We start from the raw sequence: 14417 nt of genomic DNA on the forward strand, positions 1-14417 counted from the left end.
AGGCATGGAACGTGTTTAGTAGAGCACTATTTTCTAACAGAGAGAGGAAATCATCGGCTGGAAGTTTCCTTTAGTTCAAATGGGAATCGAATTTCGCACGGGAGCTGTATCTTTGAACGATATAAAGAAAAGTAGAAGATAACGTATCTGCACGTTACGCAGTCCGAGTGCTCATGGAGATTTCTGTGAGAAGTAGGGTGGTACCGCGATATAGCCTCGTCCCTTTTTTGGGGGCGGGGTTCTTTTTATAAGTAAAAAAATTAAAGGAGATAAAAACGATGAAAGAAAAATTACAAAGCATCAAAGAAGAAGCATTGGCACAGATTCAGGCAGCGGATGCGCCGGAAAAATTGAATGATGTAAAAGTAAGATTCCTTGGGAAAAAAGGAGAGCTTACAGCTGTTTTAAAAGGAATGAAAGATGTAGCGGCTGAGGACAGACCGAAGGTTGGTCAGCTTGTCAATGAAGCTCGCGAAGAGATTGAGACAGCTCTTAACAATGCAAAGACAGCAATGGAAAAAGCGATCCGTGAAGCAAAATTGAAAGAAGAGGTTATTGACGTTACACTTCCATCTAAGAAAAACATGGTTGGGCATCGTCATCCGAATACAATTGCGCTGGAAGAAGTTGAAAGAATTTTTATCGGCATGGGCTATGAAGTGGTGGAAGGACCGGAAGTAGAGTATGACGAATACAACTTTGAAAAATTGAATATTCCGGCAGATCATCCGGCAAAAGATGAGCAGGACACATTCTATATCAACAAAGACATCGTACTTCGTACACAGACTTCTCCGGTGCAGGCACGTGTGATGGAACAGGGAAAACTTCCAATTCGTATGATCGCACCGGGAAGAGTGTTCCGTTCGGATGAAGTGGATGCGACACATTCACCTTCATTCCATCAGATTGAAGGACTTGTGATTGACAAAAATATTTCATTTGCAGATTTGAAAGGAACACTGGAAGTATTTGCAAAAGAATTGTTCGGACCAGAGACAAAGACAAAATTCAGACCACATCACTTCCCATTTACAGAGCCAAGCGCTGAAGTGGATGTGACATGCTTTAAATGTGGCGGAAAAGGATGCCGTTTCTGTAAAGGCTCCGGATGGATTGAAATTTTAGGCTGCGGTATGGTTCATCCACATGTACTGGAAATGTGCGGAATTGATCCGGAAGAATACAACGGATTCGCATTCGGTGTAGGATTGGAACGTATTGCACTGTTGAAATACGAAATCGACGATATGAGATTATTATACGAAAACGATATTAGATTCTTAAAGCAATTCTAGTTCGCAGTCTGCGACAGCAGATACAGATTGCGAAGCAAGATGTAAGCACAAAGTGCTGCGAACGGGCTTCTTGAATCGCGAAGGGATTCAAGAAGATGTGCCAAAGAGTAAAATGAGCGGCGCGACAGAATATGCCAAAGAGTAGAAATTTTTAGGAGGATTTAGAAAATGAATACATCATTATCATGGATAAAAGCATATGTGCCGGACCTTGATGTCACAGCGCAGGAATACACAGATGCGATGACGCTTTCCGGAACAAAAGTAGAGGGATTTGAGGTGTTGGATGCAGACCTTGAAAAAATTGTAATTGGTCAGATTGATAAAATTGAGAAACATCCGGATGCGGATAAACTGGTTGTCTGCCAGGTGAATGTTGGAACAGAGACTGTTCAGATTGTAACCGGAGCGAAGAATGTATTTGAAGGAGCAAAGGTGCCGGTTGTATTAGACGGTGGACGTGTAGCAGGAAGTCATGACGGGAAAGTTGTAGAAGGCGGAATCAAAATCAAAAAAGGAAAGCTTCGTGGAGTGGAAAGTTTTGGTATGATGTGTTCCATCGAAGAACTTGGATCTACAACAGATATGTACCCGGAGGCTCCGGAGAACGGAATCTATATTTTCGAGGAAGATGCAGTAGTTGGAAGCAGCGCGATTGAAGCACTTGGAAGAAATGATGTTGTATTTGAATACGAGGTGACATCAAACCGTGTGGACTGCTTTAGTGTAGTGGGAATTGCGAGAGAAGCAGCGGCAACTTTTAGAAAAGAATTCTGTCCTCCGGTTGTGGCAGAGACTGGAAATGACGAAGATGTCAATGATTATATTAAAGTAACTGTGGAGAACACAGAGCTTTGCCCACGCTACTGTGCAAGAGTTGTGAAAAATGTAAAAATTGGACCATCTCCGAGATGGATGCAAAGAAGACTGGCTTCTGTTGGAATCCGTCCGATCAACAATCTTGTTGATATCACAAACTATGTGATGGAAGAGTATGGGCAGCCAATGCATGCTTACGACCTTTCTACGATTGCCGGAAATGAGATTGTTGTAAAGACAGCAAAAGCAGGAGAAAAATTCGTGACATTAGACGGACAGGAAAGAGAGATGGACGAATCTGTCCTAATGATCTGCGACGGAGAAAAATCAGTTGGTATTGCGGGTATCATGGGTGGAGAAAACTCTATGATTACAGATGATGTGCAGAACGTATTGTTTGAGGCGGCATGCTTTGATGGAACAAATATCCGTAAATCAAGCAAAAAAGTCGGACTTCGTACAGATGCTTCCGGAAAATTTGAAAAGGGACTTGACCCGAACAATGCGAAAGCGGCAATCGACAGAGCCTGCCAGTTGATTGAAGAATTAGGTGCAGGTGAAGTTGTCGGAGGAACCGTTGATGTATATGGAAAAGAAAAAGAACCGGTTCGCGTTCCATTTGATGCAGAGAAAATCAATGTGATGCTTGGAACAGATATTTCAGAAGAAGAAATGCTTGGATATTTTGAAAAAATCGGCTTGGAATATGATGCAGAGGCAAAAGAAGTGATCACACCGACATTCAGACATGATTTATTCAGACTTGCAGACCTTGCAGAAGAAGTTGCAAGATTTTACGGATATGACAATATTCCGACAACACTTCCAAGGGGAGAGGCAACAACAGGAAAATTGTCATTCAAACTTCGTGTGGAGGAAGTAGCCAGAAATATTGCAGAGTTCTGTGGATTCAGTCAGGGAATGACATATTCTTTTGAAAGTCCAAAAGTATTTGATAAACTGTTGCTTCCGGCGGACTCAAAACTCCGTGAAGCGGTGGAGATTATGAATCCGCTTGGAGAAGATTACAGTATTATGAGAACAATTTCTTTGAATGGAATGTTAACATCGCTTGCGACAAACTATAACAGAAGAAATAAAGATGTTCGTTTGTATGAACTTGGAAATATTTATCTTCCAAAACAGCTTCCGGTCACAGAACTTCCGGAAGAACGTATGCAGTTCACACTTGGTATGTATGGAGAAGGTGATTTCTTCAGCATGAAAGGCGTTGTAGAAGAATTCTTTGAAAAAATCGGTATGCATGAAAAAGAGACATATGATCCAAACGCAGGAAAGACATTCTTGCATCCGGGACGTCAGGCAAATATCATTTACGGTGGGAAAGTGGTAGGATACTTGGGAGAAGTACATCCAGAAGTGGCAGATATTTACGGAATCGGGACAAGAGCTTATGTTGCAGTGATTGATATGCCGGAGGTAGTGGAACTTGCTACATTTGACAGAAAATATGAAGGAATTGCAAAATATCCGGCAGTGACTCGTGATATCAGTATGGTTGTGCCGAAAGAAATTTTGGTTGGCCAGATCGAGGAAGTGATTGCGAAGGAAGGCGGCGCTTACTTAGAAAGCTACAAATTATTCGACCTTTATGAGGGAGCGCAGATTAAAGCAGGATTCAAATCTGTTGCATATTCTATTGTGTTCCGTGCAAAAGATAAGACGTTGGAAGAGGCAGATGTGACTTCTGCGATGACGAAAATCTTGAAAGCATTGGAAGAAATGGGAATTGAATTAAGACAGTAAATAAAAGAAGGAAAGTACCGTCAGATGGCGGTACTTTTTGTGTAAGACGAAACGGGATGTAGGAGAAAGTTTTCTTAGTTCTATAAGCTGGGGGTTATTTTGCCAACAACTTTAAAAATTTCTTATCATTCATCTGCTCGTTTGTTAAATATTCTCCGTTATAGAACAGAGCGTAAGTTGTAATCGGCGTAGGTGCATTCTGTGCTTGCTCTTTGTTTTGCAAACGAATAGATTTAAACTGTACGCCCTTTTCTTTTGCGATTTCTTCTACAATAGGCACATATTTCGCATTAAATGGACATTGACTGGTATAGTATAAAACATATCCCATTTCATCAATGTGAGGGTGCTTGGCACACTTCTTGAATTTAGGTAACAAGGAATTTTTATTAAATGGTAAACACCATAATTGAATACCATTATCTGCTTCATCGCAAACGATGAAACCTTTGTATTTTAAGAATTTAGGGTCAGCTAAAAATGTTTTTTTCTTTTGGGAAGATAGAATACATAACCCTTGTTTTCCTTTTGTTTTACTATCTTCAATGCACGCATTTAATAAGTCTGTTGAGTATCCATGGCCCTTGAATGAACCAGCAACCCAAAGACAGTTAATATACATATAACCATCTGCAATAATAGGATTCCAAGCATTTTCAGCAGGAATATACTCAATAAAACACTTTCCTCGTTCTTCGCTCTTTAGGAAAACTAAGCCTTCGTTAAATCGCTCTTGTAGCCAAGCCTTTTTTGATGATACTTGAATATCATTGTTATTTGAAATGGCACAGCATATATGCTCTTTGTCTATATTCTCGTTGGTTACTCTAATATATTCCATAAAAATACCTCATTTCTAAATTCTTTAGGTTAGAATCAATGATGGGGGAAACGAAAAAGCAGTTTTTTGTACTTACCTGTGATTATACAGCATTTTCTGTGCAGAAGCTACAGAAATCAAGTGTTTTCATAATAAAATCCTCTATGTAAAATCAGTAGTAATCAAAACACTGCTTTACACGGGCGGCGCATTTGAATCGTAAAACCGCTTGCCAACCAAGCGGAAGGATGGTATTGTTTTCATAGGCAATGGGAAGGTCGATACTGTTCAATTGGAATTTTGCATAGATGTTATGGGAGGTGAATGAATTGAAGAAAATATTTACTATTTTAGGTATGAGTATTTTTTTTATGATTAGTTTTTCGGGATGTGGTTCAGCATTAAGCACTGAATTGACTCCGGAGCAGTTGTATTCCGATGATCATAGTATAGATATGTTTGTTCCATATATGAAATATGTTGAGGGATAGGGAGAGTCAGCACAATAATACTTGCTATAGTGACAAATTCGGTTTTGGGGTTATCGATAGATGAATATATTAAAAGTAAAGAAATAAAAATGGAGAATAACCATGCCGATACATGTTGTAAAAAGTGGAGAGACAATTTATTCGATCGCTCAGTTATATGATATCTCAACTGATCGGATTGTGTATGACAATGAGCTGGCAGCGCAGCAAAATCTTGTTCCGGGTCAAGCTCTTTTGATTCTGATGCCGAGTCGGGTTCATATTGTGAGAGAAGGACAGACGGTAGAGCAGATTGCGGAAGAATATAGTATCACGGTCAAAAATCTATATCAAAACAATCCGTTTCTGTTGAATCAGACCCATTTGTTAGAGGGGCAGAGTTTGGTCATTTCTTATGAGGGAGAACCGCTTATGCAAGGTAGGATCAGCGGGTATGCATATCCGTTTATTGAGCCGTATATTTTGCGTGAGGTACTTCTTTATATAGATGAAATACTTATTTTTTCTTATGGATTTACGGCAGAAGGAGAATTGATACCACCTCAGATTGACGAGACGTGGGTGATTCAGGAGGCTTGGAATCAGCAGGTGGAACCGATTCTGGTGCTGACGCCGTTTGCGGAGACGGGGACCTTTAACAGTGGATTGATTCAAATATTATCGGAAAATGAGACGGTTCAGGAAAATTTGATTGAAAATCTTTTGGAGACAGTACGAGAAAAGGGGTATGTAGGTGTAGATGTGGACTTTGAATATATTCGGCCGGAAGATCGGGTAGGGTATGCAGATTTTGTGAATCGTTTACGGGAGACGATGAATGAAAATGGATATCGGGTGTCGGTGGCGCTTGCTCCGAAGACCTCTTCTTATCAAAAAGGGCTGTTGTATGAGGCAATGGATTATCATCTGTTGGGGCAAAGTGCAAATACGGTGTTTCTGATGACGTATGAATGGGGGTATACATACGGACCACCGCTTCCGGTAGCGCCGCTGCCAAATGTCCGACAGGTGTTGGAGTATGCCCTCACGGAAATTCCGAAAGAAAAAATTGTATTGGGAGTCCCGAATTATGGATATAGCTGGCCGCTCCCATATGAGCGAGGGGTGACAAAAGCAAGGTTGATTGGAAATGTTGAGGCGAATGTCATCGCGGCAGAGCGAGGTGTGGAGATTCAGTACGATGAGCGTTATCAAAGTCCGTTTTTCTATTATGAAATTGGTGGAAGGAGATATGAAGTCTGGTTTGAAGATGTGAGAAGTATTTATGCAAAATTGCAGCTGGCTGCAGAAAAGGATATCCATGGTGTCGGGTATTGGAACTTGATGCGTCCGTTTCGGGCAAACTGGCTGCTGGTGAATCAGATGCTTCATTGAAAAAGGGGTAGCGTTTTTAGAAAAAAGCATATATAATGTGATTATATATGCGAAAATGCAAATGAGGAAGAGGGGAAAAAGATGACAAACAAAAAAAGAGAGACATTTCAAAACCGGTTCGGCTTTGTGCTGGCATGTATCGGCTCTGCTGTTGGAATGGGAAATATCTGGCTGTTTCCTTATCGTGTAGGCGAAGGTGGCGGTGCTGCATTTTTGATACCGTATTTTATATTTGTTTTTGTGCTCGGATTTGCTGGTGTTGCAGGTGAGATGGCGTTTGGACGTGCGATGAAAGCTGGTTCTATCGGGGCGTTTCGCGGAGCATCGAAGATGAGAGGCGGAAGATGGGGCGAGTTCGTCGGACTTGTGCCGACACTTGGTTCGCTTGGAATTGCAATCGGGTATTCGGTTGTTGTGGGATGGATTTTGAAATTTTTGGTCGGATCTGTGACGGGAAGTCTGATGAAAACAAAATCGGAAGAGTACTTCGGAGAGATATCTGCTTCATTTGGAAGTATTCCGTGGCATCTGCTTGGTTTGGTGATTGTGTTTGCAATCATGCTGTTTGGGATTGCAAAAGGAATTGAAAAAGTCAATAAGTTTATGATGCCTGCATTTTTTTGCCTGTTCCTGATACTGGCGGTGCGAGTGTTCTTTCTGGAAGGATCTGCATCTGGGTATTCTTTTTTGCTAAAGCCAAAATGGAGTGAACTTGGAAATGTAAAAACCTGGGTATATGCACTTGGGCAGGCATTTTTTTCGCTTTCATTAGCAGGTTCAGGAACTATAGTTTATGGAAGCTATCTGAAAAAAGATGAAGATGTGATTGCATGTGCGAGAAACGTAGCGATTTTCGATACATTGGCAGCGCTTCTTTCAGCGTTTGTAATTTTACCCGCAGTGTTTGCATTTCAATTAGATCCAAATGCAGGACCGGCGTTGATGTTCATTACGATGCCGAAAGTATTTCAGCAGATGCCGGCCGGAACATTTTTCTGTATTCTCTTTTTTGTGGCAGTTCTGTTTGCGGCAGTCACTTCGTTGATCAATTTGTTTGAGACGCCGGTGGAGGCGATTCAGGAACGCTTTGGAGTGTCGAGAAAGATTGCAGTCGCAATTGTGGCAGTTGTGGCTGTGGCGGTTGGAGTTGTCATTGAATCCGGTGATGTCGTAAGTACGTGGATGGATGTGGTTTCAATTTACATTATTCCACTGGGAGCATTGCTTGCCGCAATTATGTTTTTCTGGGTATGCCCTCCTGGGTTTGCAAGGGAGCAGGTACAGATGGGACGCGAGAAAAAGATTGGAAAATGGTTTGAGCCAATGACAAAATATATTTTTGTTGGTTTGACGATTGTTGTCTATATATTGGGTATTTTATATGGCGGCATTGGATAAGAAAGGAAGTTTCAAAAAGATGAGAAAAGAAGATTTTTATTTTGATTTACCGGAAGAATTGATTGCACAGGATCCATTGGAGGACCGTTCAAGCTCAAGACTTTTGGTGTTGGATAAAGAGACTGGCAAGGTGGAGCACCATGTGTTCTGGGAGATTATAGACTATCTGCAGGAAGGGGACTGTCTTGTTATCAATGATACAAAAGTAATTCCGGCAAGGCTGATTGGTTCCAAAATCGGCACGGATGCAAAAATAGAAGTATTGTTGCTAAAACGAAAAGAAAACGATGTATGGGAGACGCTTGTAAAGCCTGGGAAAAAGGCAAAAGTGGGAACTCGAATCAGTTTCGGAGACGGTCTTTTAGTCGGCGAAGTCGTTGATATCGTAGAAGAAGGCAATCGTCTGATCCATTTTGAATACGAAGGAATTTTTGAGGAAATTTTAGATCAATTAGGACAGATGCCGCTGCCGCCGTATATCACACACCAATTGGAAGATAAAAACAGATATCAGACGGTATATGCGAAACATTCCGGCTCTGCTGCAGCTCCGACAGCCGGACTGCATTTTACGCCGGAGTTGTTAAAAGAGATTGAAGAGAAAGGCGTGCAGATTGCACGTGTGACCTTACATGTAGGACTTGGAACATTCCGTCCTGTAAAAGTAGATAATATATTGGAACATCACATGCACTCAGAATTTTATCAGATTGACGAAGAGGCGGCTGAAAAGATTAATCGTGCAAAAGAAAGCGGGCATCGCGTAATTTGTGTCGGAACAACAAGTTGTCGAACAATTGAATCTGCTGCAGATAAAAATGGAAAACTTCATGCGACGAATGGCTGGACGGAGATTTTCATTTATCCGGGGTATGAATTTAAGGTGTTAGATTGCCTGATCACGAACTTTCATTTGCCGGAGTCTACATTGGTCATGTTGGTATCTGCATTGGCAGGAAGAGAACAGGTGCTCTCGGCTTATGAGGAGGCTGTGAAAGAAAAATACCGTTTCTTCAGCTTTGGGGATGCGATGTTTATTAAATAGACGGTGAAAAATGAAGTCTCGGAACTTGAAGTTCCGGGGCTTTTCTATGTGATTGGAATAAATATCGTTTATTATGGGAATAGTCCTTGTATAAAAATTTAGGAGGGACTGCGTTGAGGATTCCAAAACATATTGCAATTATACCGGATGGAAATAGGAGATGGGCGACACAACATCAGATGGAGAAAAAAGATGGCTATCAGCACGGACTGAACCCGGGACTTGAAGTGCTGCGCAAAGCAAAGGAGTATGGAGTCGCGGAAATTACGTATTATGGGTTTACTGTGGACAATTGTAAACGGCCGAAAGTGCAGCAAAATGCATTTAAAAAAGCGTGCGTAGATGCAGTGCGGCTGATTCAAAAAGAAGGGAATGTATCGCTCTTGGTTGTGGGAGATTCGAGCTCAGTACATTTTCCGGAAGAACTTTTGAAATATACACAGAGAAAGGAAATCGGAATTGCTGATATCAAGGTGAATTTTCTTGTGAATTACGGCTGGGAATGGGATTTGAGCGCGATAAGAAAAGAGGGTATGGAGCAAGAGAACGATGTAATGACTCAAATACATTCGAAGGATATTTCCAGAATTGATTTGGTAATTCGTTGGGGAAATATGAGAAGATTGTCGGGGATGCTGCCTGTGCAGTCAGTCTACGCAGATTTCTATGTGGTAGAAAATCTTTGGCCGGATTATAAAGAAAGAGATTTTGATAAAGCAATCAGGTGGTATGACAAACAAGATGTAACTTTAGGCGGATAGCATCCGGAATAGTTTGATGATAATTTATTTTTATCTAAAAAGAAATTTTGTAGATTCTTCTAGTAAGATTTGTACAAGGTTTCTTTTTTATTATTGTCTTTTAAATCCTGTCTAATTTCAGAATTTTGTATAAAATTACAAAAACTATCAAAAATAAATTAAAATAATGGTAAAAATACATAAAAGAAAAGTGCTTAAATATGGATTTTTGCATAAATCTGTGTTAATATGAAGTGGTATATCGAGATGCACAAGGTGCAGAACGGAAAACTACAGTAAAAGGAGGTTTCAGGATGTGTTCTAAAACAGGAGGGGTTCCGTTTCATGGAACAAAAGAGCAGGAAGAGGCGTTATTGCAGGTGATTGCGGAATTGAAGGATGATAAAGGTGCTTTGATGCCCATTTTGCAAAAGGCTCAGGAAATATATGGGTATCTTCCGATAGAAGTGCAGACAATGATTTCAAATGAGACGAAGATTCCGTTGGAGAAAATATATGGAGTTGCAACGTTTTATTCACAGTTTACGCTCAATCCAAAAGGAAGATATCGCATTTCAGTCTGTCTTGGCACGGCATGTTATGTAAAAGGTTCCGGGGATATTTATAATTATCTGATGGAAAAGCTTGGAATCGTGGGTGGGGAATGTACACCTGACGGTAAATTTTCACTGGATGCCTGTCGATGTGTCGGGGCATGCGGTCTTGCGCCGGTCATGATGGTAAATGATGATGTCTACGGACGTTTGACTGTAGATGACATAGATGATATTTTAGCAAAATATGATTAGGATCGTATGAAAATAGAAATGGAGGATATGCATGAAGTCACTGGAAGAATTGAAAGCAATCAAAGAAAAGATGCGGGGACAGGTAGAGTTTCGTTCAGAAGACGGAGTCTGGACAGAAGATAACCCGTATCGCAAGCATGTGTTGGTCTGCGGAGGTACCGGGTGTACTTCTTCCGGCAGCAAGAAAATTATTGAAAAACTGCATGAAGAGATTCGAAAAAATAGTCTGGAAAATGAGATTGGAGTCGTGAAAACAGGATGTTTCGGGCTGTGTGCGTTGGGGCCGATTATGATCGTTTATCCGGAGGGCGCATTTTATTCCATGGTAAAAGAAGAGGACATTCCGGAAATCGTATCGGAACATTTGTTAAACGGAAGAATTGTTACTCGTCTTTTATATCAGGAGACGGTCAGTGAAGATGGAATACTGCCGCTTCAAGAGACGGAATTTTATAAGAAACAAAAGCGAATTGCGCTTCGCAACTGTGGCGTGATCAATCCGGAAAATATTGAAGAATACATAGGGACGAGCGGATACGAGGCTCTTGGAAAAGTCTTGACGACGATGACACCGGATGACGTCATTCAGGTTATCTTGGACAGTGGACTGAGAGGACGCGGAGGAGCAGGTTTCCCGACGGGGTTGAAATGGAAATTTGCAAAAGGCAATCAGGCAGAACAAAAATATGTCTGTTGTAATGCCGATGAAGGAGATCCGGGAGCGTTTATGGATCGCTCGGTGCTTGAAGGGGATCCTCATGTTGTGTTGGAGGCAATGACAATTGCAGGGTATGCAATCGGGGCGTCACAAGGGTACATCTATGTGCGTGCGGAATATCCGATCGCAATTGAACGTCTGGAAATCGCAATTCGTCAGGCGAGAGAATACGGAATGCTTGGCAAAGATATTTTTGGAAGCGGATTTGATTTTGATATTGATTTGAGACTGGGAGCGGGAGCGTTTGTCTGTGGAGAAGAGACGGCATTGATGACATCCATTGAAGGAAATCGTGGTGAGCCAAGACCGCGTCCCCCATTCCCTGCATTGAAAGGTTTATTCCAAAAACCGACGATTTTAAATAATGTGGAGACCTGGGCAAATATTCCGCAGATTATTTTAAAGGGAGCGGAATGGTTTGTGGGTATGGGAACAGAAAAATCAAAAGGAACAAAAGTGTTTGCGTTAGGTGGTAAAATTCATAATACCGGACTTGTGGAGATTCCGATGGGAACGACACTTCGTGAAATTGTGGAAGAAATCGGCGGAGGAATTCCGAATGGAAAGAAATTCAAGGCGGCTCAGACGGGAGGACCGTCAGGCGGATGCATTCCGGCAGAACATCTTGATGTTCCGATCGATTACGACAACTTGATGGAAATTGGATCCATGATGGGATCAGGTGGTCTGATTGTTATGGATGAGAATACTTGTATGGTGGATATTGCAAAATTCTTTTTGGAATTCACGGTAGATGAGTCCTGCGGGAAATGTACACCTTGCCGTATCGGCACAAGACGTATGCTGGAACTTTTGGATAAGATTACAAAGGGGCAGGCAACCATGGAAGATTTGGATAAATTGGAGGAACTTTGTTATCACTTAAAGGATAACTCGCTCTGTGCACTTGGACAGACAGCTCCAAATCCGGTACTTTCTACTCTGCGCTATTTCCGGGACGAATATATTGCACATATCGTAGATAAAAAATGTCCTGCGGGAGTCTGTAAAGAGTTGTTGCAATACAAAATTGATGCGGATAAATGTAAAGGCTGTACACTTTGTGCAAGAACATGTCCGAACAATGCGATTATTGGCTCGGTAAAAGAAGTACATATGATTGACCAGTCTAGATGCGTCAAATGTGGAGCATGTATGGAAAAATGCCGGTTTGGTGCTATTTATAAAGAGTAATAGGGGAGGTAAGATGATGGAAAATGTAACGATAAAATTAAATGGCAGAGCCGTGTCGGCGCCGGTGGGGTCTACAATCTTGGAAGCAGCACATTTGGCTGGAATCAAAATACCTACTCTCTGTTTCTTGAAAGAGATTAATGAAATCGGGGCATGTCGAATCTGTGTGGTGGAAGTAAAAGGTGCAAAGACTTTGGTTGCATCCTGTGTACATCCAATCGGTGATGGGATGGAGATATGGACGAATACACCGAAAGTGTTGGAGGCAAGAAGGAAGACTCTGCAGTTAATCTTGTCTGCGCATGACAGAAAATGTCTCTCTTGTGTGAGAAGTGGGAACTGCGAATTGCAGCAGTTGTGCCGTGAACTTGGAGTTGCAGAGGAAGACTATTTTGATGGTGAGAAAAATGGGTATGAATTAGATGTAACGGCGGCACATATGATTCGGGATAACAATAAGTGTATTTTGTGTAGACGATGTTCGGCAGTCTGTGAGAAAGTACAGGGAATCGGTGTGATTGGACCGAATCACAGAGGGTTTGCAACGAGTATTGGATCGGCGTTTGAGATGGGGCTTGGAGATACAAGCTGTGTGTCTTGTGGACAGTGTATTGCAGTCTGTCCGACTGGGGCTCTTCAAGAAAAGGATTATATAGATGAAGTGTTAGATGCGATTGCCGATCCGGAAAAACATGTTGTAGTGCAGACAGCGCCTTCCGTAAGAGCGGCATTGGGAGAAGAGTTTGGATATCCGATTGGAACTGACGTGGAGGGCAGAATGGTGGCAGCACTTCGAAGAATCGGATTTGACAAAGTGTTTGACACGGATTTCAGTGCAGATCTCACTATTATGGAAGAAGCGCGTGAATTTATAGACAGAGTACAAAATGGTGGTGTACTTCCACTTATTACTTCCTGCTCACCTGGATGGATCAAATACTGTGAACATTATTTTCCGGATATGACAGAGAATCTGTCGAGCTGTAAATCACCGCAGCAGATGTTTGGAGCAATTACAAAGACCTATTATGCGGAAAAGACGGGGATGGATCCAAAGGATATCGTGTGTGTGAGTGTGATGCCTTGCACTGCAAAGAAATTTGAAATTGGACGCGAGGATCAGAATGCGGCGGGGGTACCGGATGTGGATATTGCTATTACAACAAGAGAGCTTGCAAGACTGATCAAACGTACAGGACTTGATTTTACAGGACTTCCGGAAGAGAATTTTGATGATCCGCTCGGAGAATCAACAGGAGCAGCGGTAATCTTTGGCACAACCGGTGGTGTTATGGAAGCGGCACTTCGGACGGCGGTGGAGACGCTTACGGGAGAAGAACTCGCAAAAGTGGACTTTGAAGATGTACGAGGAACAGATGGAATTAAAGAAGCGACTTACAATGTAGCGGGAATGGATGTGAAAGTAGCAGTCGCATCCGGACTGCAAAACGCAAAAGAGCTGCTTGACAAAGTCAATGCAGGAGAAGCAGACTATCATTTCATTGAGATTATGGGATGTCCGGGAGGCTGTGTAAATGGCGGTGGACAGCCACAAGTTTCTGCGGATGTAAGAAACTTTACCGATGTGAGAGCGGCACGTGCGAAAGTACTGTATGACAACGATGCCAAAAAAGCAATTCGAAAATCGCATGAGAATCCTTCGATTCAGAAATTATATGAAGAATTTCTGGGAAGACCGGGAAGCCAAAAAGCGCATGAGATTTTACATACATCTTATATAAAGAGAACGATTAATTCCATCTAGTAATGATAAAAGGCAGATTGCTATGTGATAAGACAATGGTGATTGTTACACGGCAATCTGTCTTTTGTCTGTTTGTACCAAAAAAAAATCGTATTTATACAATATATCTAAAAATAAAAAAACTCTTTGGAAGAAATTGTAAATATGATATAATGAATTGTATGTGAAAAAAGAAACGA

The 14417-nt window shown here is 41.7% G+C and carries 10 protein-coding genes and 1 other annotated feature (1 of these 11 only partly in view); of the genes, 9 read left to right on the forward strand and 1 reads right to left on the reverse strand.

What is annotated here, in order from left to right; all coding sequences use genetic code 11:
- Positions 1 to 227 (forward strand) — a binding site (T-box leader) (it extends 4 nt beyond the left edge of the window).
- Between the two features lie 51 nt (positions 228 to 278).
- On the forward strand, positions 279 to 1298 hold the full coding sequence (gene pheS, locus BQ5364_RS05735; RefSeq protein ID WP_004614060.1) for a phenylalanine--tRNA ligase subunit alpha: 1020 nt from the start codon (positions 279 to 281) through the stop codon (positions 1296 to 1298).
- Positions 1299 to 1466: 168 nt separating this feature from the next.
- On the forward strand, positions 1467 to 3884 hold the full coding sequence (gene pheT, locus BQ5364_RS05740; RefSeq protein WP_071143827.1) for a phenylalanine--tRNA ligase subunit beta: 2418 nt from the start codon (positions 1467 to 1469) through the stop codon (positions 3882 to 3884).
- Positions 3885 to 3978: 94 nt separating this feature from the next.
- Here pheT and BQ5364_RS05745 read toward each other — a convergent pair whose 3' ends face one another.
- Positions 3979 to 4725, reverse strand: coding sequence for an N-acetyltransferase (locus tag BQ5364_RS05745; protein ID WP_071143828.1), 747 nt, complete (start codon positions 4723 to 4725; stop codon positions 3979 to 3981).
- A 572-nt stretch (positions 4726 to 5297) separates the two neighbouring features.
- Between BQ5364_RS05745 and BQ5364_RS05755 the strand changes: the two genes are divergently transcribed.
- From BQ5364_RS05755 to BQ5364_RS05785, 7 genes are all read left to right on the forward strand, one after another.
- Positions 5298 to 6569, forward strand: coding sequence for a glycosyl hydrolase family 18 protein (locus tag BQ5364_RS05755; RefSeq protein WP_083382701.1), 1272 nt, complete (start codon positions 5298 to 5300; stop codon positions 6567 to 6569).
- An 81-nt stretch (positions 6570 to 6650) separates the two neighbouring features.
- The gene (locus BQ5364_RS05760; RefSeq protein ID WP_071143830.1) at positions 6651 to 7967 is read left to right on the forward strand and encodes a sodium-dependent transporter; all 1317 of its coding nucleotides are present in this window, start codon (positions 6651 to 6653) and stop codon (positions 7965 to 7967) included.
- Positions 7968 to 7986: 19 nt separating this feature from the next.
- Entirely contained in the window at positions 7987 to 9012 is a 1026-nt protein-coding gene (gene queA, locus BQ5364_RS05765; protein WP_071144709.1) for a tRNA preQ1(34) S-adenosylmethionine ribosyltransferase-isomerase QueA, read from the forward strand.
- Between the two features lie 113 nt (positions 9013 to 9125).
- Positions 9126 to 9773: a polyprenyl diphosphate synthase gene (uppS, locus tag BQ5364_RS05770; RefSeq protein WP_044987778.1), complete on the forward strand. Its 648-nt coding sequence runs from the start codon at positions 9126 to 9128 to the stop codon at positions 9771 to 9773.
- A gap of 293 nt (positions 9774 to 10066) precedes the next feature.
- A complete protein-coding gene (locus tag BQ5364_RS05775; RefSeq protein ID WP_022250842.1) occupies positions 10067 to 10561 on the forward strand; it encodes an NADH-quinone oxidoreductase subunit NuoE family protein in 495 nt (164 codons plus the stop codon).
- A gap of 70 nt (positions 10562 to 10631) precedes the next feature.
- Positions 10632 to 12473, forward strand: a complete 1842-nt coding sequence (gene nuoF / locus BQ5364_RS05780) for an NADH-quinone oxidoreductase subunit NuoF (RefSeq protein WP_071144710.1) — start codon at positions 10632 to 10634, stop codon at positions 12471 to 12473.
- A 16-nt stretch (positions 12474 to 12489) separates the two neighbouring features.
- Positions 12490 to 14238, forward strand: coding sequence for an NADH-dependent [FeFe] hydrogenase, group A6 (locus BQ5364_RS05785; RefSeq protein WP_071143831.1), 1749 nt, complete (start codon positions 12490 to 12492; stop codon positions 14236 to 14238).
- The last annotated feature ends 179 nt before the right edge of the window (positions 14239 to 14417 follow it).

The organism is Coprococcus phoceensis, assembly GCF_900104635.1.
In the GTDB taxonomy this organism is placed as follows: domain Bacteria; phylum Bacillota; class Clostridia; order Lachnospirales; family Lachnospiraceae; genus Faecalimonas; species Faecalimonas phoceensis.

Excerpts from the sequence above, each read along its gene's own strand:
- pheS (WP_004614060.1), top strand. The coding sequence starts at position 279 with ATGAAAGAAAAATTACAAAGCATCAAAGAAGAAGCATTGGCACAGATT.
- pheT (WP_071143827.1), top strand. The coding sequence starts at position 1,467 with ATGAATACATCATTATCATGGATAAAAGCATATGTGCCGGACCTTGAT.
- BQ5364_RS05745 (WP_071143828.1), bottom strand. The coding sequence starts at position 4,725 with ATGGAATATATTAGAGTAACCAACGAGAATATAGACAAAGAGCATATA.
- BQ5364_RS05755 (WP_083382701.1), top strand. The coding sequence starts at position 5,298 with ATGCCGATACATGTTGTAAAAAGTGGAGAGACAATTTATTCGATCGCT.
- BQ5364_RS05760 (WP_071143830.1), top strand. The coding sequence starts at position 6,651 with ATGACAAACAAAAAAAGAGAGACATTTCAAAACCGGTTCGGCTTTGTG.
- queA (WP_071144709.1), top strand. The coding sequence starts at position 7,987 with ATGAGAAAAGAAGATTTTTATTTTGATTTACCGGAAGAATTGATTGCA.
- BQ5364_RS05775 (WP_022250842.1), top strand. The coding sequence starts at position 10,067 with ATGTGTTCTAAAACAGGAGGGGTTCCGTTTCATGGAACAAAAGAGCAG.
- nuoF (WP_071144710.1), top strand. The coding sequence starts at position 10,632 with ATGCGGGGACAGGTAGAGTTTCGTTCAGAAGACGGAGTCTGGACAGAA.
- BQ5364_RS05785 (WP_071143831.1), top strand. The coding sequence starts at position 12,490 with ATGGAAAATGTAACGATAAAATTAAATGGCAGAGCCGTGTCGGCGCCG.